This window comes from Hamadaea sp. NPDC050747 (assembly GCF_040654195.1).
In the GTDB taxonomy this organism is placed as follows: domain Bacteria; phylum Actinomycetota; class Actinomycetes; order Mycobacteriales; family Micromonosporaceae; genus Hamadaea.
On the sequence record NZ_JBFAHM010000008.1, the window covers coordinates 131,658 to 157,008 of the forward strand.

At 66.2% G+C, this 25,351-nt stretch carries 29 protein-coding genes and 2 pseudogenes; 15 read left to right on the forward strand and 16 right to left on the reverse strand.

Going from position 1 to position 25,351, the window contains the following annotated elements; all coding sequences use genetic code 11:
• Positions 1 to 47: 47 nt before the first annotated feature.
• Positions 48 to 2,159 (reverse strand): tetratricopeptide repeat protein, encoded by a 2,112-nt coding sequence (locus AB0H43_RS20310; protein ID WP_360001137.1) that lies wholly within the window; start codon positions 2,157 to 2,159, stop codon positions 48 to 50.
• A gap of 96 nt (positions 2,160 to 2,255) precedes the next feature.
• Here AB0H43_RS20310 and AB0H43_RS20315 point away from each other — a divergent pair, with 96 nt between their 5' ends.
• Positions 2,256 to 3,833 (forward strand): recombinase family protein, encoded by a 1,578-nt coding sequence (locus AB0H43_RS20315; RefSeq protein ID WP_360001139.1) that lies wholly within the window; start codon positions 2,256 to 2,258, stop codon positions 3,831 to 3,833.
• Between the two features lie 325 nt (positions 3,834 to 4,158).
• Entirely contained in the window at positions 4,159 to 4,452 is a 294-nt protein-coding gene (locus tag AB0H43_RS20320) for an STAS domain-containing protein (RefSeq protein WP_360001140.1), read from the forward strand.
• Between the two features lie 53 nt (positions 4,453 to 4,505).
• Here AB0H43_RS20320 and AB0H43_RS20325 read toward each other — a convergent pair whose 3' ends face one another.
• Positions 4,506 to 4,817, reverse strand: a complete 312-nt coding sequence (locus AB0H43_RS20325; protein WP_360001142.1) for an alkyl sulfatase C-terminal domain-containing protein — start codon at positions 4,815 to 4,817, stop codon at positions 4,506 to 4,508.
• A 113-nt stretch (positions 4,818 to 4,930) separates the two neighbouring features.
• Here AB0H43_RS20325 and AB0H43_RS20330 point away from each other — a divergent pair, with 113 nt between their 5' ends.
• Positions 4,931 to 5,473: a hypothetical protein gene (locus AB0H43_RS20330; protein WP_360001144.1), complete on the forward strand. Its 543-nt coding sequence runs from the start codon at positions 4,931 to 4,933 to the stop codon at positions 5,471 to 5,473.
• Between the two features lie 340 nt (positions 5,474 to 5,813).
• On the opposite strand, the gene AB0H43_RS20335 is transcribed toward AB0H43_RS20330, so the two are convergent.
• On the reverse strand, positions 5,814 to 6,401 hold the full coding sequence (locus tag AB0H43_RS20335; protein ID WP_360001146.1) for a hypothetical protein: 588 nt from the start codon (positions 6,399 to 6,401) through the stop codon (positions 5,814 to 5,816).
• Between the two features lie 223 nt (positions 6,402 to 6,624).
• Between AB0H43_RS20335 and AB0H43_RS20340 the strand changes: the two genes are divergently transcribed.
• On the forward strand, positions 6,625 to 7,188 hold the full coding sequence (locus tag AB0H43_RS20340; RefSeq protein ID WP_360001148.1) for a hypothetical protein: 564 nt from the start codon (positions 6,625 to 6,627) through the stop codon (positions 7,186 to 7,188).
• Between the two features lie 115 nt (positions 7,189 to 7,303).
• Here AB0H43_RS20340 and AB0H43_RS20345 read toward each other — a convergent pair whose 3' ends face one another.
• Both AB0H43_RS20345 and AB0H43_RS20350 read right to left on the reverse strand, forming a co-directional pair.
• Positions 7,304 to 7,558, reverse strand: a complete 255-nt coding sequence (locus AB0H43_RS20345; protein WP_360001150.1) for a hypothetical protein — start codon at positions 7,556 to 7,558, stop codon at positions 7,304 to 7,306.
• A 232-nt stretch (positions 7,559 to 7,790) separates the two neighbouring features.
• Positions 7,791 to 8,762: a replication-relaxation family protein gene (locus AB0H43_RS20350; RefSeq protein WP_360001152.1), complete on the reverse strand. Its 972-nt coding sequence runs from the start codon at positions 8,760 to 8,762 to the stop codon at positions 7,791 to 7,793.
• A 1,071-nt stretch (positions 8,763 to 9,833) separates the two neighbouring features.
• On the opposite strand from AB0H43_RS20350, the gene AB0H43_RS20355 reads away from it, so the two are divergent.
• Complete coding sequence (locus tag AB0H43_RS20355) at positions 9,834 to 10,658, forward strand: hypothetical protein (protein WP_360001154.1); 825 nt, start codon at positions 9,834 to 9,836, stop codon at positions 10,656 to 10,658.
• Here AB0H43_RS20355 and AB0H43_RS20360 read toward each other — a convergent pair.
• Together AB0H43_RS20360 and AB0H43_RS20365 are read right to left on the reverse strand one after the other, a co-directional pair.
• Positions 10,618 to 11,160 carry a hypothetical protein gene (locus AB0H43_RS20360; RefSeq protein WP_360001155.1) on the reverse strand — a complete coding sequence of 181 codons (543 nt, stop codon included), beginning with the start codon at positions 11,158 to 11,160 and terminating at the stop codon, positions 10,618 to 10,620. The two genes, AB0H43_RS20355 and AB0H43_RS20360, sit on opposite strands and share 41 nt — an antisense overlap.
• A gap of 661 nt (positions 11,161 to 11,821) precedes the next feature.
• Positions 11,822 to 12,148, reverse strand: a complete 327-nt coding sequence (locus AB0H43_RS20365) for a hypothetical protein (protein ID WP_360001157.1) — start codon at positions 12,146 to 12,148, stop codon at positions 11,822 to 11,824.
• A 627-nt stretch (positions 12,149 to 12,775) separates the two neighbouring features.
• Between AB0H43_RS20365 and AB0H43_RS20370 the strand changes: the two genes are divergently transcribed.
• The 3 genes from AB0H43_RS20370 (at position 12,776) to AB0H43_RS20380 (ending at position 15,128) form a co-directional block, all read left to right on the forward strand.
• On the forward strand, positions 12,776 to 13,609 hold the full coding sequence (locus AB0H43_RS20370) for a hypothetical protein (protein WP_360001159.1): 834 nt from the start codon (positions 12,776 to 12,778) through the stop codon (positions 13,607 to 13,609).
• Positions 13,610 to 13,706: 97 nt separating this feature from the next.
• The gene (locus AB0H43_RS20375; protein WP_360001161.1) at positions 13,707 to 14,054 is read left to right on the forward strand and encodes a hypothetical protein; all 348 of its coding nucleotides are present in this window, start codon (positions 13,707 to 13,709) and stop codon (positions 14,052 to 14,054) included.
• A gap of 75 nt (positions 14,055 to 14,129) precedes the next feature.
• Positions 14,130 to 15,128 (forward strand): restriction endonuclease, encoded by a 999-nt coding sequence (locus AB0H43_RS20380; protein ID WP_360001163.1) that lies wholly within the window; start codon positions 14,130 to 14,132, stop codon positions 15,126 to 15,128.
• A gap of 299 nt (positions 15,129 to 15,427) precedes the next feature.
• On the opposite strand, the gene AB0H43_RS20385 is transcribed toward AB0H43_RS20380, so the two are convergent.
• From AB0H43_RS20385 to AB0H43_RS20415, 7 genes and pseudogenes are all read right to left on the reverse strand, one after another.
• Positions 15,428 to 16,099: a helix-turn-helix transcriptional regulator gene (locus AB0H43_RS20385; RefSeq protein WP_360001165.1), complete on the reverse strand. Its 672-nt coding sequence runs from the start codon at positions 16,097 to 16,099 to the stop codon at positions 15,428 to 15,430.
• A gap of 2 nt (positions 16,100 to 16,101) precedes the next feature.
• Positions 16,102 to 16,449: a hypothetical protein gene (locus tag AB0H43_RS20390; protein ID WP_360001167.1), complete on the reverse strand. Its 348-nt coding sequence runs from the start codon at positions 16,447 to 16,449 to the stop codon at positions 16,102 to 16,104.
• Positions 16,450 to 17,390: 941 nt separating this feature from the next.
• The gene (locus AB0H43_RS20395; RefSeq protein ID WP_360001169.1) at positions 17,391 to 17,735 is read right to left on the reverse strand and encodes a hypothetical protein; all 345 of its coding nucleotides are present in this window, start codon (positions 17,733 to 17,735) and stop codon (positions 17,391 to 17,393) included.
• Between the two features lie 193 nt (positions 17,736 to 17,928).
• Positions 17,929 to 18,126, reverse strand: a pseudogene (locus AB0H43_RS20400) (hypothetical protein); the annotation flags it as partial.
• Positions 18,127 to 18,215: 89 nt separating this feature from the next.
• Positions 18,216 to 18,662: a helix-turn-helix transcriptional regulator gene (locus AB0H43_RS20405; RefSeq protein ID WP_360001171.1), complete on the reverse strand. Its 447-nt coding sequence runs from the start codon at positions 18,660 to 18,662 to the stop codon at positions 18,216 to 18,218.
• Positions 18,663 to 18,673: 11 nt separating this feature from the next.
• Positions 18,674 to 18,958 (reverse strand): hypothetical protein, encoded by a 285-nt coding sequence (locus AB0H43_RS20410; protein WP_360001172.1) that lies wholly within the window; start codon positions 18,956 to 18,958, stop codon positions 18,674 to 18,676.
• Positions 18,959 to 19,015: 57 nt separating this feature from the next.
• On the reverse strand, positions 19,016 to 19,300 hold the full coding sequence (locus AB0H43_RS20415) for a hypothetical protein (RefSeq protein WP_360001173.1): 285 nt from the start codon (positions 19,298 to 19,300) through the stop codon (positions 19,016 to 19,018).
• 313 nt (positions 19,301 to 19,613) lie between these two features.
• On the opposite strand from AB0H43_RS20415, the pseudogene AB0H43_RS20420 reads away from it, so the two are divergent.
• From AB0H43_RS20420 to AB0H43_RS20440, 5 genes and pseudogenes are all read left to right on the forward strand, one after another.
• Positions 19,614 to 19,751: pseudogene (locus tag AB0H43_RS20420) on the forward strand (GntR family transcriptional regulator); the annotation flags it as partial.
• A 120-nt stretch (positions 19,752 to 19,871) separates the two neighbouring features.
• Positions 19,872 to 20,381 carry a UTRA domain-containing protein gene (locus AB0H43_RS20425; protein WP_360001677.1) on the forward strand — a complete coding sequence of 170 codons (510 nt, stop codon included), beginning with the start codon at positions 19,872 to 19,874 and terminating at the stop codon, positions 20,379 to 20,381.
• 9 nt (positions 20,382 to 20,390) lie between these two features.
• Positions 20,391 to 21,218 (forward strand): glycosyltransferase, encoded by an 828-nt coding sequence (locus tag AB0H43_RS20430; protein WP_360001174.1) that lies wholly within the window; start codon positions 20,391 to 20,393, stop codon positions 21,216 to 21,218.
• A 128-nt stretch (positions 21,219 to 21,346) separates the two neighbouring features.
• Complete coding sequence (locus AB0H43_RS20435; protein WP_360001176.1) at positions 21,347 to 21,796, forward strand: hypothetical protein; 450 nt, start codon at positions 21,347 to 21,349, stop codon at positions 21,794 to 21,796.
• Between the two features lie 15 nt (positions 21,797 to 21,811).
• The gene (locus tag AB0H43_RS20440; protein ID WP_360001178.1) at positions 21,812 to 22,240 is read left to right on the forward strand and encodes a hypothetical protein; all 429 of its coding nucleotides are present in this window, start codon (positions 21,812 to 21,814) and stop codon (positions 22,238 to 22,240) included.
• Between the two features lie 28 nt (positions 22,241 to 22,268).
• Here AB0H43_RS20440 and AB0H43_RS20445 read toward each other — a convergent pair whose 3' ends face one another.
• Entirely contained in the window at positions 22,269 to 22,397 is a 129-nt protein-coding gene (locus AB0H43_RS20445) for a hypothetical protein (protein ID WP_360001180.1), read from the reverse strand.
• Between the two features lie 86 nt (positions 22,398 to 22,483).
• On the opposite strand from AB0H43_RS20445, the gene AB0H43_RS20450 reads away from it, so the two are divergent.
• A complete protein-coding gene (locus AB0H43_RS20450) occupies positions 22,484 to 23,191 on the forward strand; it encodes a hypothetical protein (RefSeq protein ID WP_360001182.1) in 708 nt (235 codons plus the stop codon).
• Positions 23,192 to 23,291: 100 nt separating this feature from the next.
• Entirely contained in the window at positions 23,292 to 24,008 is a 717-nt protein-coding gene (locus AB0H43_RS20455) for a hypothetical protein (protein ID WP_360001184.1), read from the forward strand.
• A gap of 545 nt (positions 24,009 to 24,553) precedes the next feature.
• On the opposite strand, the gene AB0H43_RS20460 is transcribed toward AB0H43_RS20455, so the two are convergent.
• Positions 24,554 to 25,351 (reverse strand): hypothetical protein (locus AB0H43_RS20460; protein ID WP_360001186.1); only part of this gene is annotated, 798 nt, incomplete at its 5' end.

The following is a 25,351-nucleotide window of genomic DNA, read 5'->3' on the forward strand; positions in this document are numbered from 1 at the left end:
GCAGGCGAACGCCGGCCGAGGCGGTGCCCCCGGCCGGATCTCGGCGGCTAGGGTTTGGCCAGCTCGGTGAGGGTGGTGCGGACCTCGTCCGCCTCCGGCATGCGCAGCGCGGTGTAGAGCTTGAGCGAGGTCTCCAGGTGGGCGCGGGCGCGGTCGGCCTCGTTCAGCGCGTGGAGGACACGGCCGAGCCCGAGGTGGGCCTGGGCTTGCTGGTGGAGCCCCTTGGTCTGCTCCGCCATGGCCAATGCCTCCTGGTGATGCGCCAGGGCGTCGTCGAGCCGGCCCTGACGCATCGCCGCCTCACCGAGGCCGTTGAGCGAGCCCGCCTCGGCGGCCGGCACGCCGACCTGATGGAAGAGCCGGACCGCCTGCCGGAATCGTTCGGACGCCGCCGGGGCATCGCCGAGACGCAGCAGCAACGTCCCCAGTTTGTCCAGGGTGTGCGCCTCCACGATCGGCGTGCTCAGCTCGTGGAGGATGACAAGCGAGGCGTCGAAGTGGCCCGCGGCCGCGGTGAGGTTGCCGAGTCTGGTCTCGATGACCCCGAGGTTGGTCAGCGCATTCGCCTGGAACCGCCGGGCGTCGAGCGCCTGGAAACGGCTCAGCGCCTCGCGTAGGTGCTCGCCGGCCTCGGCGTACCGGCCGTGCTGCTGCTCGAGGACAGCGACGTTGTTGAACGCGATCGCCTGACCCAGCGCGTCCGCCGCCTCGGTCGCGACGGCGATCGCGTCGCGCGTGCGTTCGATCGCCTCCTCGCCCCGGCCGAGATGACTCAGCGCGACCCCGAGGCCGAGGTACGCCAGCGTCTCGGCGAGCGGGTCGGCGGCTCGGCGCGCCTCAGCCAGCGAAGCGAGCTGACACTCGAGGGCCAGGTCGACCTGACTCATCCGGCTGTACGCCGCCCCGAGCAGGCGTAACGCGTGCGCCAACGCGCTCGGGTCGTCGGTGCCCTCGGCCGACCGGCGGGCCTGGTCGCTGAGCGCGATCGCCTCGATGAGATGAGTGTCGATCAGGTAGCGGTGCACGGTCCGGGTGAGCGAGACGACGTACGCGTACTCGCCACCGGCCGCGGCGTGGGCGGCGACGGCGATCAGGCAGAAGCGTTCGGCGTCGAGCCAGGCGGACGCCGCCTCCGGCGTCGTCAGGTCGGGAATCGTCGCACTGGACGGCACTCGCGACGGCCGGTGCGGCGCCTCGGCCGGGTGCAGGCAGTCCATCGCCGCCGTGGCGGCCGCCCGGTAGTAGTCGAGCAACCGTCGCGAGGCGTGCGCTCGCTGCTCCTCGGTCAACTTCCGGGTCGCCAGGCCGGCCGCGTACGCCCGCAGCAGATCGTGCAGGCCGTAACGGTTCGGCCCCGACCGGTGCACCAAATGCGCCCGGGCCAGGACGGCGAGATTCTGGCGCGCCTGGTCGACCGGCACACCCGCCAGCGCGGCGACGGCGTACGGGTCGATGTCGGGTCCGGGATGCAGACCTAGCAGCCGAAACGTTTCGAGCGCGGCCGTCGGCAAGTGATGAATCGACCAGGAGAACACCTCCCGGACCGCGGCGTACGGGTCGCCGCCGGGATCGAGCAGGTCGAGCCGGGACTGCCGATCGGTCAGCTCCGCGCTGAGGTCGGCCAGCGTGCTGTCGGGCTGGGAAACGGCCAGCTCCGCCGCCACTCGCAGAGCCAACGACAGTCGCGCGCACTGTTCGGCGAGCAACGCGGTGGCAACCGGTTCCTCCTCCGCCCGGCGACCGATCAGGCGGTTCAGCAGGTCGACCGCCTCCGTGACACTCAGCAGGCCCAGATCCAGCCGGTACGCGCCGTCCACCGCGACCAGCCCGGCCAGGCTGTCCCGGCTGGTGACCACGACCAGGCACGAGCCTGAGCCGGGCAGGAGCGCCCGGACCTGCCGTACGCCCGCCGCGTTGTCGAGCACGATCAGCATCCGTTTGCCGGCGACCTCGCTGCGGAACCGGGCGGCCCGATCCTCCTCGCCGAGCGGGATGTTGTGGCCGGTCAAGCCGAGCGCGGTGAGGAACCGGGCCAGGGCGTCGCCGGTGGCCATCGGCTGCTCGGGATCGTAGCCGCGCAGGTTTACGTAGAGCTGGCCGTCCGGGAACCGGGCGCGTACGCGATGAGCCCAGTGCACGGCCAGCGTGGTCTTGCCCATTCCCGGATTACGACACATAGCCGGGGTGTTGTGAGAGGTGGCACCATGGTTGAGATGAGTAGGCGCACCCCTACCACGAAGCAGATCTTATGCATCTTGTACCTGCGCTTGTCTGACGGACGCCGTGAGAACGGCACGTTTGTGGAGCGTGAGGCCGTTTTGCGGGCGGACGCGCAGCGGCGGGGTTGGGTGGTGTACCGGGTCGTGATCGAGAACGACATGACCGAGGACGGTCGGGTCAAGAACGCGAGCGCTTGGAAGCGGCGCAAGATCGGCGTCGATGTGTTCGGGAATCCGATCATGCGAGTGTGGCGGCCGGGGTTTCGCGATGTCCTCAATGATCTGGCGTCGGGTGCTGCGCAGGCGCTGTTAGTGGAGGACTCTGACCGGGCTTTGCGTGATCACCGTGATCTGGAGGATCTGCTCGACATCGTCGAGGTGCGCGGCGCGTACGTGGGTTCACGGTCGGGCAGTCTTCAACTGACCGCAGGCGGCACGCCGGAGGAACGCGACCGGGCGCGGGATCGGGTGCGGCATTCGGCGCGGTCGAGTGAGGACACCTCGCGGCGGGTCAAGGATGGCCGTGAGCGTCAGGTGGGGCGCGGAGTGTGGGGTGGTGGCCGCCGCCCGTTCGGGTTCACGCCGGTGCCGCACCCCAACGGCATGTACCAGAACACCGAACTCATCGTCAACGAGGCGGAGGCGGCGATCATCCTGGATTGCTCGGTGCGCATCGTTCAGGCCGCCGAGGCCGACGACGAGTCGGAGAAGTCGGTGACGCTGCGGTCGCTGGCGGCGGAGCTGCGGCGCAAGAAGGTACCGACGGTGACGGGTGTGCCGTGGACGGCTGAGACGTTGCGCGACATCCTGTTGCGTCAGGCCAATGCGGGGTTGCTGGTGTATCTCGGTGAGGAGGTCGGCGACGCGCCGTGGGAGCCGATCGTGCCGTTGCCGACGTTCCGCGCGGTGCAACGGATTCTGCGTGACCCCAATCGGCGCACGGGTCCGGGTGCGGCCCCGAAGTATCTGGGCACGACACTGTTCAAGTGCGGTAAGTGCACCGATGCGGACTTCACCAACCCTGTCGGCGTGCAGGTCACATTGGGTGGGCGCGAACCGCGCTACGTGTGCAAGCGACAGGCCCATCTAACCCGTAACATGGCTGAGGTCAACAAGCTGGTGGTGGCCACGATCCTGGCCCGGTTGAGCCGAGCGGACGCGGTGCAGTTGCTGACTCCGGCCCGTCCGGAGATCGACACCGAGGCACTGCGTAAGGAAGCTGCGGCGATCCGGTTGAACCTCAACGAGATGGCCGCCGACCAGATCTTGGGCAAGGTCACCAAGGAGCAGCTGCACGCCGCGTCGGCGGTCGGCAACGCCCGCATCGAGCAGATCGCGTCGATCTTGAACACGGCGGTGGTGGACTCGCCGATCAAGAATCTGATCGGTGCCGAGGACATCGAGGCGGCGTGGGAGTCGCTGACCCTGGCACATCAGCGGCTGATCGTCGACACGCTCGTGACGGTGCGGATAATGCCGGTCGGGCGGCGGGGGCGCGGCTTCGATCCGGACTCGGTGGAGATCCGGTTCAAGGAACAGTTGGCGTCCGAGCGGCCCCCCGTCCGACCGCGTAGCCGACGCACGGCCGCGTCGAATCACATGGCCGCCGCATAGAGACTCGCGTCTAGCTAATCCAGCATCTCGGAGCCGCCTGGTTTCGGGGCGCTGGCTTTAGCGGCTGACGGTGCGGGCGTTGCTGATCTGGAGGTTGACGGAGGCGTCGTCGAAGTCGCGCCTCAGAGTCGGCGCCTGTGCCAGCGCATACCAAATTGGCTGGCTTCGGGAACGCGAACAGCGTTCACCGGTTCGAGCCCGTCGGGGGTGATCCACCCGGCGGGATCGGGCACGGAGGCGTGCTCGTCGGCCTGCGGCAGTCTGATCGGTCTTCGGCCGCGCGAGCCTGCAGGCTCGCGCGGTCCGTTCGCGGCACAATCGACCGGTGACAACACCGCCTCCGCCGGACGTCACCGCTGTGGTCTTCAACGGCGACCTCGATTTCAGCAACTACGCCGATACGCTCGCCCGGCTGAGAGCCGCAGTCGAATCCGGCAGGGATGTTGAAGTCGATCTCGCAGACGTCCGTTTCGTGGACTCCGCAGCGGTAAGTGCGATCCTCCACGCCCGCAGGCTGGCGATAGCCAGCGGCCATCGCTTGTTCGTCAGCGGCATGTCGGAGGCAGTGCGCCGCCCGCTAGAGCTGATGGGCTTAGTTGATCTGATTGCCGGACGGTGATGCGGTTCGCTGGCGAGCCTCTGCCCGCCAGCAGGCCGAACAGTTGTGCCTTGTCAGGGTGAGACTCGGGTCGGCGTTGGCGGCGTCGGATACCCGTTGGCCCAGTGGATCAGGGCACCGTCGGACAGCTGCATCCGGCTGTGCTGTGTGAGGTTGGTGATCGTCCAGTCGACGACGAACTGTTCCTCGGTGGCGAGTGGTCCGTCGACGCGGATCGCGATCGAGTCGAAGATCTGCTCCACGGTCACGGCTGCGGCCGTGCCGGCCGAGCTGATCGCGGAGGGCGGTACTGACGCGGTGGCGCGTAGTCCCTGGGCACCGACGAGGTAGAAGTTGTGCCAGGTGCCGCTTTCGGCGGCGAGCACGACGTGATTGAGCAGTTCGGCACCATCCCGCCACCGCCGAACCAGGCGAAGCCGACGCGGGTTCTGGTTCGACGGCGACGGGATGGCTTGCTCGGCCTTGGGACTATGTGACGGTGACCGATTTCTGGGCGGGTGCCGTGAGTTCCCTCGTGGGGGCGCTCGTGGGGGGATTGGCAACTGCGGCAGTCGCGTGGATGCAACTGAAAGCTGGGCATCGCCAGCAGCTGGCAGTGCTGAACCTTCAGGCCTCGTACGAGGCCCGCCTCGGCATGGCCGATGCTCTCGACGCTGCTTCGACAGCCTTCTTTCAGTTGCAGCAGCGGCATCAACAGGGCGAAGGTCCCTGCCCGATCGAGGACTACCCCGAAGTCGAGCGGATCCAACGTAGTGTGAACCGTGCATGGGCCCTCTACACGAATGCCCTCCCCGCGGGCGTGTTCGAAGAGGTCGACAGAGCAGTCGAGTTCATCAACCTGAACGGTACGAGCATCGCGCGGCGTGCCGAGGAGTATGCCGAGTATGGGTGTGGCTTCTGCGATTTTGCCGAGAAGGCGGAAGAGGTGTTGTATGACGCTGCGCTCCTTCTCGGCCCCGGCGATCGAAGCGGAAAGCGTGCATATGAGCAGCGCTACCTCTCGAGGGCTGTACAGCAGTGAAGTACAGCAACGCCCGTAACCAATCACGGCCGTCGAAGACCTCTGGAGTGCGCCTGAGCACTGTCGCGCCGTCAATGATCTTGCTGCCGCGAGTTCGCATCGAGGGGGTTAGGGGTTCGAATCCCCTCGTCTCCACCGTGCGACAAGATCGGTTTGGTGAGTACGCCGGACCGCTCCTTGGGTGACGCAATCTCACTCCGACGTCTGGCTACTACGAGTGCGACGCCAGGACACCTTGGAGGCTTCGCTGGATTGCGCCAACGGCGTTGTCCGCCCTCTCACCCGCCCGGCACGCAGCTAGCCTGGATACTCGAAGATCCAGGTAGTCGCTCTCAAGTGCTCACTCCCGGCTGCGGCGGCAACCGCGGGCGATGACATCGTGCCAGAGCGTTCCCGCCAGCTGAAGCTGCACTTTGGTGGCGCGGTGATGATGGTCTGCGGTGAGGACCGAAAGGGCGACCATCATGCTTGCCGGTGCCGCCGTGTCCATGCAGGGAATCGTCACCTGGGCGGGGAACCAGGTCGTGGCCTCGGCTGCGATGCGGTGACTGGTGTGTAGGACGACCGTCGCGTCGTCGGAGACGTTGGTGACCTCGATGGGCAACGGCCCGCCGTTCATAATGGCCAGGGTGCCTTCGATCCGGACGTGGTCGGCTTCACCATCTTGGGTGGCGGACCCGATACCTGCGACGCTTACGAACAGCGAAACCTGTGTGGACTGGCTCCGTAGTTGCTGTCTCGCTGCCCATGCATCCATCGCCGCCGCCCCAGCCAGGGCGCTACTGACAGACAGAAGGACAACCGTCCAGATGGGCACCCGGCTGGTCCGAATCCGGGACCACGGCTGCGGATGCTCCTGCTTTCGTTGGCGATCCCGAGGATTGTCAAGATCGATGACAGGCGCAGTGTCTGGGGTCCGATCGAGCACGGCTCAATGTAGCCCGAGCCTGGCCGGCGGCGGCGCCAGCGCAGACGAACTCGGACGTCCCGAAGCGCTCGCACATCGAAGAACGGGGCTGCCTTGACGTCGTGGACGTAGTCGGGCAGGAATCGACAGTTTTCGCATCCCGCCACGGCGTCCCAAACTGGCTCTGGGACGGACTTGATCGACTGGATTGGGTTGTCGCATGGCTGCCGTAGTGTCGGCGGCTATGAATGTTTCCGCCGCCGTGGGAGACACGACCGCTCAGGCCGGTCCTGTCCCTTTGGTTCTCGCAAAGTGGAAGCTCGGCAAGATCCACGTGAGCATGGATGGGATCAAGACTGCGTGTGGCGCTTTGATCCCCCAGCAAGCGACGATCAGCCGTCCCACGGTCGAGTGGCACCTACACACGAACTGCTACAACTGCGCGTACCGCCTATGGGACAAGCACGGCCCAGCCGACTACTTTCGACCGAGCAACGGCTCGGATTTCCCGCTGCGCAAGAAGTGCCCGCACGGTCGCGATCGACGCTCGTGTGTGGTCTGCACACCGTCAGCAGCTCAGAATTGGCCTTGCCCCAATGGCTGCACGGACCCGGCAGACCACGACCCTTTGCGTACCTACACCAAGTGCACCGTTTGGCCGCGTTTGCGCGAAGCCGGTCCGGACGGCCGCTGCCTGCAAGGCTGCGAGTCGACCGAACGAGCGATCCGCGCGGCGAACCCGCGGATGATCTTCGACCTCGCCGACAGTGCGGCGATGTATTGCCACCACTGCCGAAAGCCGGTCTGAATGGTGTGTCAGACCACACCGGTCAACGGCACCCTCAGCTTCTGCGCCTCGTGCGAAGCGCGTTAACCGTGATGAGGGGCGCACCGGTATTCGGTGCGCCCCTCATCACGGTGTGTCAGCGTTTGACGGCGCTGACAGCTGGTGCGAACAGTTCGGCGATGCGCCGCCGCTGGGCTTCGCTCAGCGGCGGGGCTTCGGCGGCGAGCCGGGCGGCTGCCTGCTTGATGGCGATATCGGTCTTGCTCTTCTTCGCGGTCGGGTCGGTCGGTGGTGATGGGTTGTTGTTCTTGCGGCGCGGCGGCTTGCGTCGTCGAGCCGGGGGTTGAGGGGTTGGGGTTCCGGCGTCTGTGGCCGGGGTGTGTTCGGCCATGTGTCTCCAAGAGTTCTGCGGGTGATGCGCGTGGTCAGGACTGTGTTCACTGCGGTTGTTCCTTCCTTCGCCCGGCCTCGGGCGCGTTCGGTGTGGGCCGCGAGGTTCGCGACGGCCAGCGTCGGAGTGTCGATGTGTGAGTTTCTGTGGACCTACTTGTAGGTCCCTCATTTGGCGGTGATCAGCGTCGGCGGACCGGCCTGCACTTGTCAGGTCCGATTGGCCCGGAAGCTCACGCGGTGGCTCCGCCCATCGGTCTTCGATCGACGGTTCTATCGGGCGGTGGATGCCAGCGGGTGTCGTGGTCGGGGTCACGGTAGGGCAGCTCGATCAGCCGACGCCGTGGCCTGGTCGAGCCGAGCACCTGCCAGACGTCCTCGGCTGGGGTCTTGCCCAGGCGGGTGAGGTAGTCGGTGGCGGTGGTGACGACGACGGCCGGTGCCTGGTTGGGGTAGGCGGCGTGGAGGCGGTCGTGCCAGTGCCGCTCGCGTAGCGCGGTCGGCAGGACGAACAGCACCGGCCAGCTCCATGTTTTGGCGTAGGAGAACAGCAGCCCGTATTTGGCGACCTTGTCGGTGAGCACGTTGAGGCGTTCGGTGCCGGTGTCGTACTCGACGAAGAAAGCGACCGTGTTGCCGTCCTCGGTCCAGGCTCCGGCTCCGTCCGGGCGGGGCAGGCCGAGGAACTTGGTCATCAGCCGGTGGTCGGACCCGTCGCGGAACAGTGCTCCGGGTTCGTGGAACGCCGACGCCGGCCGCCATTCCGCGAGCTTTGTGCCGGGGTGGGTGCGCTCATATGCGGCGAGGTCGGTGAACACGCCGTTGGTGCCGAGCAGGTGCGGCAGGTCCGGGCGGGAGATCAGCGACTGGTAGCGGCGGCGGGCCTGGTCACGTTTGGGCAGCCCGTGGCCGTGTTGGCCCATGACGTGCTCGTAGCCGAGCTGGGCTAGGACGTAGTGGTACGGGTGGGAGCCTCCGTCGAGCTTGTTGGGCCGGAACCGGGTGACCGCGCCCAGGACGGTCAGGCGAAGCAGGCGGCGTTGGGCGAAGTCGAGGGAAGAGAACAAGGCTTTGGCGATCTGGTCGGTGGTCAGGACTCCGTGGTCGTAGAGCCAGCCGAGCAGTCGATCGTCTCGGCTGGTGATGGAGGTTTGCAGCCGCAGCAGCGGCGGCACGAGCGCAGCTCGCTTGTTGGGTTTGTTCATGTACACCCCCTGTGGGAGAGACCCCGTGAAGGGTCTGTCTGGATACTTGCCGCGACCCTGTTGGGTGCGGTGACCTGCAATGTTGGGTTTTTCCGGGGGTCGGTGTGGGGGTCGGTGTAAAGCCGGACGGCCAATCGGAGTCCTACGCCGACCCGCGCATGGCCACCAAGGCCGTTCGGGTCCAAAGTCGAGCGGGACGAGGCTTCTGCTCCTGTCGGGTTGAGTTGTGGCGGATGTCGGCTGGGGTCGAGTGCGGTCGCGGTCTGTCCTTCCGGGACGTTGTTGGAGGCGGGGTTGCCCTGGGATCGGGCGCGAGCGGATGTGTCGGGCGCAGTGGACCAGCCGCCGCTGACAATCGCTGACACGAGCCGGGGAGCTGCGCTGACAGGACTGCTTCGGTCGGGCCGGGACCGTCCCGGACAGCCGTCCGGCCGAGCCGGACGGACCGGGTCCGTCCGCCTTCGGTCCGCCGCGCGCGGACGGCGAGCGCTCGCAGTGGACGGACGAGTCCCGCCTGCGGACCGGGACCTGTCGATGCTGCAGCGGGACCGAACGGACCGAGCGGGACTACGAGCGGGACCGTCCAGCGGGACCGGGAGTCGCGGAGCGGGACTCCGGGCGACGGCAGTCCCGCTTCAGCGCGATGGCCTGGACGACGCCGCTGTCGCGTCTTCTTTGGCGACGGCTGCTGGGTGTGATGCTCGTTCGTCCGGATGGGTGGTGTCCGTGGCGAGCGGCACGTGACCGCACGTGGTCGGCGTAGAGCCGATGGCAGACGGTGAGGTGAGCGCCGCCGCTGCACTCAGGACGCCGCCGACAGGTCCAGCGAACGCCCACCGGATGCTGTCAGCGAGGGCCGAAATCTGTCAGCGCCTGACACCGCAGCTCAGCGGCATGTTCGAGTCGGCGCGTGATGAGAATTGCGCCGGGTAAGGTTCGGCTGACAGGAATGTGCCTCACCCTCTTTCGGCACGGCGAGCCCGCTGCTTTGGACACGATGTGACCGGTCTCACTCCTGACGGCGGCTGACAGCGCTGCTCTCACGGGCCAGGCGCGCTGACAATCATCACAGTGGAGCGTGTCGCCGTCGTCCCGGAGGTTGTCGCGGCTGGGCCGATCCTGCGCTGGCTCGACCCGATCTTCCTCGCCATGGCCGGACAGGTGCGCATCGGGGCCGGAACGTTCCTCGATGGCCAGTGGCCGCCGTTTGACTGCACGCCGGAGCTGCTGCGCGCCGAGCTGGAAAGCCGTAGCGACGAAAAAAGAGCCACAGACGCCCTGTGGTCGGCGGTCGTGGATCGTGCCCGCCTGCCGGGCGAGGCGGGCCGGGTGTGGCGGCTGCTGGCGCTCGGCCTAGCGGTGAAAGCGCTGCGCCGCATCGACCGGACCCTGCCCGCCGAGAATGCGTACGAGCGCGACGACGTTCACGCCGATCTGGTCGAAGGGTTCCTCGCCCGGCTGGCGCGCATCGATACCAGCAGGCCCAACGTTGCGGCGAGGCTCGTCAACGGCGCCCACTACCACGCGCGCAAAGGACGCAAGGCCCGCCGTAGCCACGTCCCGGCCGAAGCCGCGCTCGCGCTGCCCGATCCTGGCGCGATGCCGGATGGCGACCCGCGCAACCTGACCGACGCCCTCGACGCGGTCGCCTCCGCGGTGACCGCCGCCGGCCATCGGCTCGACCGGCTCGGCCTGGAGCTGATCGCCCGCACCCTGCTCGACGGCCAAGACCTCGCCGACGCCGCCACGGATCTCGGACTGACGGTCGCGGCGGCCTACAAACGCCGTAGGCGTACCGAGGACACCATCGCGGTCGTGTGCCGCATCCGCGTACGCCGACCCGCCAGCGGCCGACCTACGGCCGTGCATCGCGATGCCACGGCAGCCGGGGCATAGGCGGGATCGCGGATTCGTCCACCGCTGGACGGCCGTGCGCGACCTCCCACAACTCGCGGAAGATCTCCGCCAGATCATCAGCCCACACTTCGTCGGCTTCGACCCGCCACACCGTGCGCCCGAGCGCGTCGGCCATCACCAGCACCGGACCCCCTGACCGGGCCACCATCGTGGCCGACGCGGCATGCCCGACCACGATCGCGGCCTCGTCACCCTGCGCGGCGTAAACCCGATCACGTTCCGGTGGCGGGTCCTCGCGCGCCAGATCCCACACCGCGAATACCGCTTCCTCGATGGCCGGGACCGCACCGATCCTGGCCATCAGCGCGAGCGACGCGCCCTTGCACGACTCCCATCGCCGGCCCGGCAGGATCGCCAGCTCCAGCGCGAACTCCGCGCTGCTCGCGATCCGCCACGCTCGGCGCTGTTCGGCCAGCACGCTCGCCTGCTCAGCCGACGCGGCCACGCCCGCAAGCATCCGCGGGTCGTCACGTTCGCTCACGATCACCAGAGTGCCACCCACGCTGAAGACGCGCGTCTTCGGGCACGAGAGCCCGGCTTCCGGCAGTGCTCCGCCCAGGCGGAGTGCCGCTTCCCGGTCGAAAGGAGGTTCGCCGCCACGGCGGCGGTCGCCGACACCAGTCGACCGGCCCGCAGCGGGGGCGAGTGGGCTGATGCCACGTACCGCACGACGGCAACCTCGACAACCGAGGCACAACCATCACAGTTCGTCGATACGAACATGATGACGGTAACTCTGTCACCAGGCACCCGGCAAGTCTGTGCCTCACCACGTGGGCCGATACGGGGACATCAGTGAGAGCACCGTCGGCACGAGCATCGTGATGCACGGGCCTTGCGCCCCAAGGGAAACCCCTGGTAAGGAGTTCCAGTCGCGTGGGTCGCCTCAGCCGCAGGACAGCGGCCTGCAAACCTTCATTCAGGGTTTCGTGTTGCTGACCAGGGGGTTGGAAACCCAGTTCGCAAGCGGTAACGAAACCCCTTCCGCATCCAGCGATTTCGACGGGTGAGCGGCTCTCGTCCGATTGGGAATGGGTGTGTCCTGATGGCCGGAGGCTGATGTCGGCGTCGGCTGAGGCGACCGCAGGAAGTCAGGTCCCCCGCGGATGCGGCGTAGCCAGTGGTGCGCTCTGGCGGTCGAGCTAGTCGTCGAGGCCAAGCAGCCGCTTGCGTAGCTTCGTCAGCGCGTCGAGGGCCGCCCGGGCGTCGCCGTCGCTGTCGGTGATCATCTCCAGCGTGGCGAGAAGTTCCCGCACCTCGTCGCCGCCCAAGACGACCGACCGGATCGCCGGCAGGGTTACCTCCTGCTCGAACGCCTCCAGACCGAAGTCGTCGCCGTTGTGCTCGGTACGGACCTGTTTTACCAGGGCATCCGGGGAGACGCCGCTGTCGCGGACGATGTCCACGAAGTCGAAGAGCTCGCCGTAGGTCAGGTTGTCGTCGATGTCGACTCGGGCACGAAGGGTCATCGACCGATTCTGCCACGGCCATGCTCCACGAGCCCTTCGCCGACAGGACGCGTACGGTGGCGGCCCGCCGGATTCTCCGAGATCCGCACCAGTGGTCCCGGGTGCGCTTGCGCCGGGCATTCACTGTTCCGGCGGCGACGCCAAACCCCGCGCGAGACCGCGGCGGGCCGTGGATTCGAGGCCATTGGGAAACGAGCATGCGATGCGTGCCGTCGTAGATCCGCGTGGCGTCGCGATGATCTCCGTCCTCGACGCGACGTTCAGATCGGGGTAGGCGGCGGCGATCCGCACACCCAGGGTACGGCCGAGCAGGGCGTGTTTGTGTCGCGGTAGATCCGCTGGGTCGCCGACCGCAGGACGAGAAACGCTGGCGTGATCGCGCCGCCGTGGCCAGCGGCACCCGCCGACCAGCCGAGCCGTCGATGCGGACAAGCGGATCTGTCTGCATCCGATGGATTGACCGTCCTGGCTGCCGCGCAAGAGACTTTCCAGCAAGCCACTTCATCCATGTAAACGGTTGAATGTGTGGGCTGCCCGGCCGCACGTGCCGCGTGCGGTAGGGCGGCTTGCGATGGTAGCGCACCGCAAGCCGCGACCGTCCTCTCCCCTCTAGGCAAAGGAGCATCTGTGAGGACACGTTCGAGACTACTGGCCATCCTCCTCGCGGCCCTCGGGCTGCCTGGGGTCCTCATCACCCCGATCCCGGGATACGCCGCACCGGTTCCCGGCGAGACCACGACCTCCGACAACACCGTGGCGCGTGACTACACGGCAGCCGGGCAGCTCGCAACGTCCGGTTCAGACCAATGCGGGCTGCCGCTGGCCGCCCGCAAGGGCGCGTGGCTGTGCTTGAGCCAGACCACGACCCGGACTCAGCCGCGAACCCGACCGACCGCCGTCAACGGTGACGTCGGCATCCAAAGCGGTGTCTGCTCCGCGCTGGGCTGCTACTACTACCTTGACAACTACTACGTTTACTTCGACGGCACCGGCGTCTACGGCTACGGCGGCACCCACCTGGGCGACCTCTACTTCTACGTCGAGGACAAGTTCAGCGGTGGGCGCAGCTACTCGCAGCGTTTCCAGTTCGAGTCAACACGTGGCGTGCGAACTCTCGCTGCCACTGGTGAACGCCTGTACTTCAGCACCGCGCACCCGGAGGGCTACCCGATCAGCAGCGGTGCCTCCCAGCAGGGCTGGGGGCCATACGGCCCGTACGCCGCCGGCACACTCGTGACGGCGTTCGGCACGACCGGCTACACCTACTACGACTCCAGCGTCGCCTGGGCCGGCATCGCGCACGAGTTCACCTGGACCGACCCTTCAAGTGCCTACCCCGGCCGCTGGTACGCCTGGTGGAAGAGCCCCAAGTTCCAGAAGCAGAGCAGCGGCGCCTACACCACCACCAACCCGCCCACCATGGGCTCCAACTGGTACGGCTCAGGCTACTCGCCCTTCTAACCGAGCGACCGCATCGACCATGATTCGGGCCGCTGGCCAGCCGAAACGATAGGCGGCCAGCGGCCCACCATCATGATCAAGAGATAGAATTGCCCTCATGTCCAGCAGCCCGCCCCGGCGTGACTACGCCCCGGAGCTCACGAACCCTGGCGTGCCTCAACGCCTCGGAAGACCTCGCCCCGGACACGGCACGGTCTACTTCCATACCGAAGGCGGCACACCCCGCTATCCCGACATCACATACGTGGCCGAATGGGTCGACGACTACGGGCAGCCGAACGCCGATGGCGAGGTCGCGGGGGTCGTCAGGTTCGACGGAACCCGCCAGCAGGTCCTTGACTGGGCGCGCGCGCAACCCGCCGCCGAACGGCTCATACCTGGCGGCGACGGATGGATCGCCCTGCCCGCCGACGACACCGACGTCCGCCTCCGAGGAGACGACTGACCCGATGTGGCGGCTGATCTCAGGTCGCCGGACCGAAGATCGTTTTGTCGGTGAGGTTCGCTAGGCTCGCCGCCCGTGAAGATCAACTCGCTGGCGACAATCAAGCCCCCCAAGCTCGCCGATGCCAGACTCAACCATACGTTCGGCGCGATTCTCGGCCGGATGAGCGACGACGACGTCAGCGCACTGGCGTTCCGCCACACCGAAATCCGCGTTGCGCGGCAACTGTGTGAACTCTGGCGCAAGCATGAGCAATTCATAGATGAGTCCTCGGTTCCCAATGCCGATTACCACCAGCAGCTTCGACAAGACCCGCGCGGACTGGCGTCGATTGCTAACGATCTTGCCGCGTTCCTGCATGCGGATCAGAACGCTCTGGACAACGAGAAGTGCCTTGCCCGCGCGCACGTCATGCTGTGCGAGAAGGTTGTGGCCGCGCTCGCAGAGGCATTTGTCGACGGTTCGGTCGCGGGCGACTACCGCATCGGTGTACCGCGGGACCGTTCGCCGCTGCGCCACCTCCAAGGATCAGCCGATGCTCTCCAGCGGGCGCAACAGCGCGTTGGGAAATCCAATGTCGCGTGGAACGAGGTCACCACGCGGATGTTCAAGGAGGCCGAAGAGCGCAATGTGTTTGCCACGACACCCCAGTCGATCACGCTCGACCGGCTGGACGCGCTCACGCCGGATCAGTTCGAAGAATGGATCGCCTACCTGCTTGAACGTGACGGATGCACGATCGAACGTCGGCGAGGTGGCCCCAACGATCAGGGAGCCGACGTGATCGCGGTGACGTCGGCCGGTCAGCGCGTCGTTGTGCAGTGCAAGCACTCGATCAAGCCGGCAACCTGCCTTCACCCGAACCATTTGTACGCACTCCACGGCACGGCCGTTCCCATCCACAAGGCACACATCGTTGCCATGGTCACTAATCGCCGGGTCTCCGACACAGCCAGAGCCTTTGCCAAGCAGCAGGGCATCCACATCATCGATCGGCCGCAGCTGGAGAAGTGGGCGACTTACGGCGTGAGCTGGCTACCCGCCGGCAGCCACGTCCTCTCCCGCGCCGTCTGACCTCGCCCCTGGGTCAGGTGATGTAGGTCAGCCATCGTGACGTTCGTCGAGACTTCTCGACTCTCCGTCGGCGGTCACCGATTCCCAATGCGATTGAACGCCGATGGGTGGGCCGGACGTGGCATGCTGCACGGGGTCAGCGGGAGGCTTTGCCACGTCCGGCCGGTCTTCATCTGAGGACGTTCCAGAGCGTGAAGGCGCGCTGCGCAGGGCACTGAGGGTGAACAGAGCCAAGATCACGGCTACTCCCAGTCGCCGCTTGGCTGGAGTCTGCGCTTGCGTAGGCCGCAGGCCTCGGCTCATCGCTGTCCTCCAGACGGTGTGGCAGACGCGGTCGCGGACGTCGCCTGCTGTGTCGCTGGTGGTGGCGTGGCGGCCAGGAGCTTTCGGAACCGCGCTCGTACATCGATGTCGACGCGTGACAGGTATGCGTCGAACAGCGCTTGTTCTTGCAAGCTGGGCAACGGCCCGTGCGGGCTTTCCCACCCGTACACGGTTTCTAGATCCGTCTGCATGACAGATGCCCACAGCGGGAAGCCGAGCCGCAGAGCCACGCGCAGTGCGCGGATCTCCCGCTGTGTCCAGCGCGTCACCACCACCTGGCACAGGCAGTCGGCCGGGCTCAGACACCGGCTTGCCGCATCGTTCACGGCCGCCTTTTCGGCGGAGTACGCCTCGGCAGCCCTGTGATGAACGGCGACGTGGCCCCACGCGGTGGCTAGGACTCCGCCCGTGTTGAGCTCGTCGTCGGCCGTGCGCCAGAAGTCTGCGGTGAAGTGGTTGGCACCGATTTCGGCGCGGCGGATGGTCGACACGCTGGACCCCATCGCCGACGCGAGTTGCTTGCGGGTCAGTCCGGCGTTGTTGCGATAGGCGGCCAGCCGTGCGCCGAGCGCTTGGCATGCCTGCGAATAGGTGGCCCACGGATCCGTAGTCTGTGTGATCGGCGCTGTGGCGTGTCCGGGGGTCACTGTCACTCCACGATTCGACGGATGTTGTCCGGACCGGTCACGGTCCGGCTGGCAGGGATCTTCGGTCGCCAACTGAGGCGACCGGGCGGGTGTGCGGGGTCGACGTCTCGACGGTCGAGCCAGCGTTGGGCCAGGTTGATCGCCGAGACGATCCCGAACGCGGTGAAGACCGTGGGCACGGCTTTGGTGAGCAGGAACCTGGCGACATCGGACAGGCCGAGCAGCGCCGTCGCGACTCCGAGGAGGCCGATCACGGCGAGGCCGAGCCCGAGCACGGCGACACCGTGTTGGGTCCAGCGGCGTAGCGTCGTTCCATCGTGGCGTGGCTGCACCGCCTGGAAGTCGTCCATGACCTGATTTCGTTGTTCGGTGGGCATGTCCCATGGCAGTCGGGGCGCGTCAGCAGGGATGCCGCTCCGGCAGGTCCATATGCCGGTCCGGCATGCCGGGCACCACATCGACGCGAACCCCATCAGGTTGTCCCCGCCTGTGTAGACCAGTCGCAACCCGAGATGGCGGCAGCAAGGGCATCTCAGAGCTGGCTGATCAATCGTGCGCGGGTCGGCGGCGGCGTAGGCCGCGAGCCAGCCGTTCCACAGCCTGTCGCTGAGAATGACGCCGCCCGACACCCGCACGCCGCGCGTACGCCAACGGCGTACCAGCTCCCGTCCCACCAAGGACGCAATGGACTCAGGCATCGGCCGGACCTGCTGTCACTGAGGCGGTCACGATCTTGAGCAGGTGAACGGCTAGACCGAGCCGACTCGACGGGAGCGCGCGACTTGGCGCCGCACCAGTGCTTAGCGCGGCTTTCGAGGTCGGGGCCGAAATGGTGGAAGTTGCTTGGACGACGGTCGCAGCGGAGGCGGAACCGCGACCAGGCAGCGGCCGGACAATGCTGGCTCGGGTGCCACCTTGGATCTCTTCCCGAACGCTGCCCTCGACGGTTGTCAGGGTATGCAGTGCGCGCACCTGTCCTCCCTCCGCGTGTGAGGCGGCACCGTTCGAGCTGTTGTCCGCGTGCGGATGCGGCACGTGCTCGTTGGGCTTCATCGGCGTTCCAAGAACGCATCGAATGTGTCAGCTGTCGCCTGCGTGAGTCCGGGGCGTCGTTGCGGCAACAATCCAGCGGCGGAGAACGCGGCATGCGCCAGAGCTCGCATGTGGCAGGGTGCGACCTGGCCGCAGTTCCGGCAGCGGCCAGCCAGGTCGGAGCTGAGGTGCTCGTCGATGAGTGCCTGCGCCGTAATGATGTCAGGCAGCCTCGGAGCCGGAACGATCGCGCGGACGGTCATGGCGATTCCTCTGACGGGTAGCGCAAGGCTGCCGGTGCTCCGGCTTCCGCGGACCCGGACGACTGGGTCCAGCGTTCACGGATTTCATGGATCGTCGAGCGGCCAGTCTCGGTCAGGCGCAAGGTGAGGCTGCGGCTGAAGGGCACCGGTTCCATCATCTGCTCGCCGAGCAGCAGATACAGCGTCGTGCGGACGGCTTCGACCGAAACGTCGGGCAGCAAGGCGGCGAGCTGGCTCACCCGCCACTCTCTGGTCGGCTCCCGCAGCAGCGCGGCGAAGATCTTTGCGCGAGGGGCGCTGTAGACATCGAGGATCTTTGCGTGCAAGGGTCGGGTAGTCACAGCTTGCCTCCTCTCTTCTGGGTTGGACACTGACGACTTGGTTGTTGACAGATCACCGGCTCTGCTGGCCAGCCGAAGGGGCGATAATCGCGACCAGGAGGCTCGGCAAGGCAACAAACGCCGCGAGGTCTACCAGGCGGTCTTCCAACGGACGTTCACCATCTGGAAGGGGTGTGAATGTGTCCGTGGTTCTGCGGCGTATGTAAAAGCCGAGATCGGTGTCGCTGGCGGCGCCGAGCACACTTCGGAACGCTTCGCGGTACACCCGCTGGGGCCACCGATGAATTCCTCTCTCGAGCTTTCCTACGTACCCGCCATCGAGCTGTGCGTGATTGACGCCGTTCTGTGCGAGCCATTCGTTGACCAGCTCGGCGAGGTCCTGGCGGGACATCGGGCGACCGGATCCAGCCGGGGACAGTCGCGCGAGCCGAGCGGCCCGCAGACGCTCGTTCGGAGGCAGATGCGAGGTCGAAGACGCCGTCATTGCATCCTCCGTTCCATCGAGAGCATCGACGGACTCGCTGTCTCCAAGGCGAAGTCCATTCGGTCGAACACGTCGGTCATCAAGCCGCGCGAGGGCGCCGGATCTTCGGCAGCGTCGCCTGCGAGCAGACGGCGCAACGCTCGTGCCTCTGGACCACTGAGGACGACGGGCTCGTTCAGCGGTTCGTCTGCTCTCGCACGTTCGGCCATCACGAACTTGTGCAGCCGCACCAATGCGCCTTCTGCTCCCAGCACGTCGTCACATCTGGCCGCTAGGTCGGCGGACGGGAACCGCAGCGCGAGTTCCACCTTGTTCAGCGAGGACGCAGCCATGATCACCCGACTGGCGAGAGCCGCCTGAGAGAACCCGGCCGCGAGTCGACGGTGGCGTAGCTCGGCACCGAAGAAGTGACGGGCGGACTCATGGGGATTGAGCCTGGACATGTGAGCGCCCATCACGCCGTCTCCGCTGCGTGCCAAGGGTTGCGCATCACCCGTGCGAAGGCAGTCCAGTACGCGGACAGACCACCTTGCACGCCCATCGCAGTAGCCAAACCCTCGCGGGCCAAGTCCGTGCCCGGACAGCAGCGCACACCGCATGTGACGCATCTGCCGATGTCGTTGAGTCCGTGCTGGTCAAATCGCTGTCGTGCCAGCTGCCACATCAGCGGATCAACGCAGTCTTCGGGCGCCGATACCGGTGGAGACTCAAGATCGGCCATCGCGGTTCGCTTGGTCACGCTTACCTCCCTTCATGGTGCGGCCGGAGCCGCTCGGACTGCAGCCGCCTTGTGCTGCTACCGCCCGCGCTCGTCGGGGTCGGTCCCGATGGCGAGACGCGAATTTGCCGTCTGGTCCGCAGGCGAGGACTCGCCGGACTTCGCGCGCGCCACCGCGTCGACGCGCACCATGACGTTCTTCAGATGCCGTCCCAGGTGATCGAGACCAGCGAGCCAGACCCAACCAGCGGCATCGACTCCGTCGATGTGGGACACGGTCAGCTGCAGCGGCCCGTCGGAGGCCGCCCAATCGCCTTCGTCAAGACGCAGCCGGTCGCCGATCTTCAAGAAGTCCTCGTTCATCGGTCCCACTCGCATTCGCGCGCATCCGCGCTCCGCCTGGTCGCAGGAGCGTGCAGCGGATCAATCGGCTGGGTCTGCCGGGCGCCGCGGACCATGTTGCTGGCGGGAAGGCGTCTGGGCTGGTCAGAGGACCTGCCGAACGGCGACGAGCCGATTCGGATGCGCATGGCAGATCTCCCTCGTTAGGGGTGTGAGGGGCTGTTGCTGCGTTACGATGGCTCCACGCTAGGTGAGACGTTGCAACGTGTCAACGTGTATTCGTGTCGACATGCTATAAGGTGGTCTTGTGGACGTACCCCCTCGCCGACCCGGCGTGTCCAAGCAGCAGCACATCGCCGATGTCCTACGCGGCCTCATCGAGGACGGCACCTTCGCGCCGGGCGAACAACTGCCCGCCGAACCCGAACTGCAACGGCTGTTCGACGCCGACCGCGGAACAGTCCGGCGAGGCGTCGCCGTGCTCCGACAGTCCGGCGTGGTCGAGACCGTGCATGGGCGCGGGACGTTCGTACGGCAACGGCGTCTAATCCGCCACGAGATCCTTTCGGTCCTGCGCGCTGAGTACGCTCACGTGCTGGCCGGCACCATGCCTGACCGAGGCTTGTTCGAGGCGACGACGGGAGTGCCAGTCGGCCACGTCGAGGTCGCCATCGCCTACAGCCACGTTCCGGCCACGCCAGACCTCGCGGCGACCTTCGGCGTGGAGGAGGGCACCAAGCTTCTGTGCCGGCGATACATCTTCGCCGTGGATGGCAAGCCTCACCAGATCACCCACTCCTATCTGCTCGCCGATATGGTCGAGGGCACGCCGCTGGCCGATCCCGATAACGAGCAGCCTGGGCGAGGAACCCTCGCCCAGCTTCACGACATCGGCGCCCTGCCGGAGTACGCGACGATCGACATCTACGCCCGCATGCCGACGCCGGACGAAGCCGCGACGTTGGGTATGACGGAAGGAACGCCCGTGCTGGTCGACCGCCGTCGTGGTCTGTTCAGTGGCAAAGTCGTGTTCGTCGCTGACGGCGTCGCACCCGCCGACCAGGTCAAAGTCGGACTCGACATCCGACTCGCGCAACTGTAGGAGCCACCGATGCCGCTGATCTCAGTCCTATCCACCACGCACATCGCAGGCGCGACCTACCTGGAGGACGCCCTGGAAAGCGTCGCCGCGCAGCGCCTGCCACCCGGCTGGGAACTGGAGTGGGTGATCCAGGACGACGGCCCAGAAAGCGAACTACGTGACCGCCTCACCGCCAAGTACGACTGGGTCCGCTACGAGGCCAACGGCGCACGCCTCGGGATCGCCGCCACCCGCAACTTCGCCCTTGCCCGCGTGCGCGGCCAACTAGTCCAGAATCTCGACCACGACGACCTGCTCCTCCCCGGCGCGCTCGACCTCGTCCAGCGCTTCGACGACCACCGGATTCACTGGGCGATCGGGCAAGCGGACGACCTCATGCCTGACGGCAGCCGCAAGAGCTTCCCGCCCGCGCTACCCTTCGGAAGAATCCCAGCAGGCACGGTCAACGCGTGGGCCGACGAACACGGCGGAAACTGGCCCATCCACTGCGCCGGACTCATGATGCGCACCGCCTCCCTGCGAGCTGTCGGCGGCTACGCCGGCACACCCGCAGACGACGACGTCGTCATGTTCGCCGCACTCTCGGAGGCCGCCGACGGCTGGTGGGACGAACAATTCACCTGGCTCTACCGTCAACACGCGGGCCAGACCATCCGCGACCCGAACTGGGCACGCTGGGGCGAGACCGGACGCCGCATAGCCTTACAACGAGCCAACGCCGTACGGCACGCAGGAATGCAGCTCACCGCCGTCAACCTCGACACGCACCACGTCGAGGTCGCGCCACCCATAAAGGAAACCGTGAAGGTCGACCCCGACGACGATATCCGCTGCTGAGAACTCCGCTGTGATTGGATAGCGGGAAGCGCCATCTGCCAGACCGTGTTGGCGTGGTTCGCTCGAACCCCGAGGTCGCGGCCGTCGAACGACGTTCGGGCAGTCGACGATGAGCATAGGTGCCGCACATGACGATGTTCTGGACGGTCGAAACACAGTTCCGCGCCGAGTCCGGTTGGAGGCTTGTCGGTGGCATCGCCAGCGAACATCTACTGCACATCGTGGCGGAGGGGCCGAACCCCGACCCGCGTCGACCCGGTCAGCCACAGATCGTCGAACCTCCGACCGACGCGCAAGCGGCAGCGACGCTGCGGCTCACGAATGCCGAACCGCCAGGACCGGCTCGTTTCCCGCTCTACATCATGAAGCTCATTGGCCCCGATGGGCACGAATTGCCCAGCCGCGGGGCGGGCATCTCCTGGAGCGGGCGGATTCGCGGCGGGCAGCACCCACCGTCTGTCCTCAACGCGTTATTTGAGACTCCTCTGGCAGGCGCGCGGCTACTAGCGGCTGCGCTGTACGACGATGGCGAACTCATGGCGACCGGCAGGCTATGTTCCAGACGTCCGTGGAAGTAGTGAGAAGATGCTTCGATGGAAGAAGACCTCGTCGCTCGAGTCAAGGAAGGCCGGCGCCGCCGCGAACTCGCCGACCAAGCGGGCTTCGTGCGGGGCCGTCACTTCACCGAGTGGAGCAATCATCTTGACAGGCTTCGGTCCGAGGGCCGCGACAGCGAGGCGCTTCCACTCCTATTCGAGATCATCGAAGCCACGGAGCGAGCAGCGGCGATCACGGAGACGGGCCCGCCACCTGGCTGGACCAAACGGGCTGCCATCATTCTGCGGCGTCTCGGCGATCGCGATGGGGAAATGGAAGTGCTGCGCCGCTATGCTGCGGCCTGCCCGCTCGGACGTGGGAGTCAGGCCCTCCTCGGCAGGCTAGCGAAGCTAGCGGGTGAACGAGACGCCCGGGATCGCTCGACGGCCGCGCCAGCCACTGGTTCTGTCGGACTCGCACCGTAGCCTCACAGCATGAACAACGGCGTAATCGTCACGGATAGCCTTGCGAATCAACTTCGGCAGGGCGGTCGCCGCGCTGCGCGATGCGGAACTGCTGGCCGCCGCGCGTCTTGACCTCAGTGCCGCTCACCTTGCGGCTGACGATCTGAACGCCACGCACGCGAAGCTGCCCGTACTCGACGCGGGCGGCAGGCGGCCCAAGTCACCGTCCGTCGGGAGCCGCGGTTCGTCGCCGATGTGGTGCCCGTGGACCAAGATATTCGAGAAGGACTCGCGAAAGGCGTAAAGATGCGGCTAGACCAGGCGAGTATTCTCAGCCAACTCGATGGGCTCGACGCGCTCTACAAGCAAGCTTCGGGAACGTATAGCTCCGACCCGGAAGAAGCGCTGTGCGCTCAGCACAACGTATCAGCGCTTGCGGTAATCGAGCGGGTAGTCGGAAGACAGCACTCCTACTACGAGCAGGCACTCAAATGCGTTGAGAGCTATGGCATCGCGCATCCCTTCGCCTTTACCCAGGTTCACGGCGTCCTCCAGGGCCTTCGTGCAGACGTCGAGAACGGGTACCTAGACCACGTGCGAGTCTTGGTCCACGCGGCCATGTTCACGGACTTTGTCGAAATGGCGGACCACCTCCTCGCAGAGGGATACAAAGACCCGGCAGCGGTACTGCTCGGCGGGGCGCTGGAAAGCCACCTGCGCAACCTCGCGGCGCTCCACGGAATCTCGCTGGAAGAACCAGACCGTTCGGGCAAGTTGAAGCCTAAGCGTGCCCAGGCGCTTAACCAGGAACTTGGCAAGGTCGTCTACAACACGTTGCAGCAGAAGAAGATCACGGCGTGGCTTGACCTCCGGAACTCGGCAGCACACGCGAAGTACGTTGACTACGACGGCGCCGACGTCCAACAGTTCTCGCAGTCCCTGCAGGACTTTCTGCTCCGGTATCCGGCATAGGCGACGTCGGCTTGGCTCCTTTGTGAGTTGACAGCGGGGGGCGGTGCCGTCTACGCAGATCCTGCCGTGAAGTGTCGTACCCTTCGGGCATTCTCCGAACATGACGAACGCCAACGGTTCTGGTGAGGCTGCCGGGCAGCGCAAGAACGTCAACGCGGCGATCCAGGCGGCTCTGTGGACCGTTAGCAATGGTCGCTGCTACGCACCTGGGTGCCCAATGCCAGTCGTGCTGGAGGTGCGTCCGGGCGTATACCAGAAGAATGCCCAGGTCGCCCACATCTACGGTGTGAAGCCCGGAGCGCCGCGCTTTCGCCGCGATCTCGACGCAGCCGTCCGCGACTCGTTCGCCAACCTGCTGCTGTTGTGCCTGGCACACCACGAGGAGGTAGATGGCAAAGAGGGCGAGACCCGTTATCCCCCGGAAGTTCTGCTGCGGTGGAAGCGTGAGCACGAAGGCGCGCAAGGATCCGTTCTACAGAACCTGCCGGTCGCCCAGCCAGAGTTTATTATGAAGGTCTTGGTCCACTTGGCCGAGCCGCCATTGAGGCGGCTGGAGGCCGTCGCCGATCATTTCGAGCGCACGGGCAAGGTCACCACCGAAGCGCTCGCCGAACTGAGGCGGATCATCGCCGCGATGTCAGACATAGGCATTGGTGTCGATGCGAGGATCGCCAGTCAGTTGACGTTCGCGGCTGAGGTCTTCAGCAATCAGGAGCTCTACTCGACGGCCAAGCTCCTGGCTGAGGCCGCAGAAACCCTTCCGTACTCCGCAGACCGATTGGAGACCGCGATTAGATCGGCAGGCCAGTTCATGTAACAATCAGTCGAACTGCGACGGAGGTGCTCCAACCTGGCCTCCCCCCGGGAAACACATGCGCACGAACTGCGGCGAGCCTTCCTGAACTCAGCACCAGCGCGGCTGAGGCGGCAGCCCCATCGCAGCCCCGTCAGCGTTGAGCAAGGCGGCGGACAGCCAGGGCGGACGCACAAGCCAGAAGTCACGAGCCTGTGCCTGTGCGGCAGTGTCCAGCCACAGCCACGCCTGGTTGAGTGCGCGTGCGGCGTCCAGCGCGGGCATTCCTGATACATCGATGGTTACCCTCATCGCTCCATAAACGCAAGCGTAGGGCCGCATCGGCGGTGGCGGATGAGGCGGATCGTCTACAACCGTCTACAGTTCCCGGCTGCGCGTGAGGTGCGCACCTGGCTCAAGCTCGACCGCCGAGCTGGTTCATCCAGCTGCCCTGTAGTGAAGTGCGCGTCCGCTGCGATCAGTGCGAGCGTAGCCATGACGCGCTGACAGGGCCCCTCCGCACTACGCCGCAACTTCACAATTCCCTATAGCAAGCGCTGGGTGCTGGACTATCGACGGCCCGCCTGGCCAATGAGAACCAGAATGGTCAAATAGAGAGCAATCATTCCATTCTGGTCAACGATAGCCTTCCAGACTTCTGGATATCCGATCTGGAGCACCATGGTCGCGATAAGGAGAATCGCCGCTCCGGAGGCCACGTTCGAGACTTGCTGAACACGCTCAATGGACGGTAAGCACAGCCTTACCTGAAGTAGTAGCGACTCGACAAACCCCAATGTTTCGTTGTCAATTACCGTAAGTCCCGACGTGGTTTCGGGCTGAAAGATGCGCGCGGGTTCGAGCAGGGTCGACTCGCCACCCGAGTCCACAAGGCTCGTAGGGATGCCTGAATTGCGATCATCCTGACCAAAGTCAGCGAAGCGGTCGCGTTCGCTGACCATCGCCGAGACGCTGCCAACTGTCCTAACCTGGGCCAAGCCAAGCGACCCGCCATCCGCCAGCCCGTTGAACCACTCCCACTCCGCGGAATGGGCGCCGAACGAGACCGCCCGGCCGAAGCCGGTCGTTGGGCCGCTGGTGCGCAGGAGTTCGGTCAGGCCGAACAGTTGGCTCGCGGTCTGTGACTTGAACTTGGCGTAGTCGTCGGCCGGCCTGGTCGCGCGGATTAGGTCCGAGATGCTGGTGAACTTGCGGGAGTCCAAGGCTGGGCCGCTGGTGCGCAGGAGTTCGGTCAGGCCGAACAGTTGGCCCGCGGTCTGTGACTTGAACTTGGCGTAGTCGTCGGCCGGCCTGGTCGCGCGGATTAGGTCCGAGATGCTGGTGAACTTGCGGGAGTCCAAGGCTGG

Coding starts and splice junctions, on each gene's coding strand:
- AB0H43_RS20310 (WP_360001137.1), bottom strand. CDS start 2,159: ATGGGCAAGACCACGCTGGCCGTGCACTGGGCTCATCGCGTACGCGCC.
- AB0H43_RS20340 (WP_360001148.1), top strand. CDS start 6,625: ATGAATGTTTCCGCCGCCGTGGGAGACACGACCGCTCAGGCCGGTCCT.
- AB0H43_RS20345 (WP_360001150.1), bottom strand. CDS start 7,558: ATGGCCGAACACACCCCGGCCACAGACGCCGGAACCCCAACCCCTCAA.
- AB0H43_RS20350 (WP_360001152.1), bottom strand. CDS start 8,762: ATGAACAAACCCAACAAGCGAGCTGCGCTCGTGCCGCCGCTGCTGCGG.
- AB0H43_RS20365 (WP_360001157.1), bottom strand. CDS start 12,148: ATGACCCTTCGTGCCCGAGTCGACATCGACGACAACCTGACCTACGGC.
- AB0H43_RS20375 (WP_360001161.1), top strand. CDS start 13,707: ATGTCCAGCAGCCCGCCCCGGCGTGACTACGCCCCGGAGCTCACGAAC.
- AB0H43_RS20390 (WP_360001167.1), bottom strand. CDS start 16,449: ATGGACGACTTCCAGGCGGTGCAGCCACGCCACGATGGAACGACGCTA.
- AB0H43_RS20405 (WP_360001171.1), bottom strand. CDS start 18,662: ATGTCCAGGCTCAATCCCCATGAGTCCGCCCGTCACTTCTTCGGTGCC.
- AB0H43_RS20415 (WP_360001173.1), bottom strand. CDS start 19,300: ATGAACGAGGACTTCTTGAAGATCGGCGACCGGCTGCGTCTTGACGAA.
- AB0H43_RS20430 (WP_360001174.1), top strand. CDS start 20,391: ATGCCGCTGATCTCAGTCCTATCCACCACGCACATCGCAGGCGCGACC.
- AB0H43_RS20435 (WP_360001176.1), top strand. CDS start 21,347: ATGACGATGTTCTGGACGGTCGAAACACAGTTCCGCGCCGAGTCCGGT.
- AB0H43_RS20440 (WP_360001178.1), top strand. CDS start 21,812: ATGGAAGAAGACCTCGTCGCTCGAGTCAAGGAAGGCCGGCGCCGCCGC.
- AB0H43_RS20455 (WP_360001184.1), top strand. CDS start 23,292: ATGACGAACGCCAACGGTTCTGGTGAGGCTGCCGGGCAGCGCAAGAAC.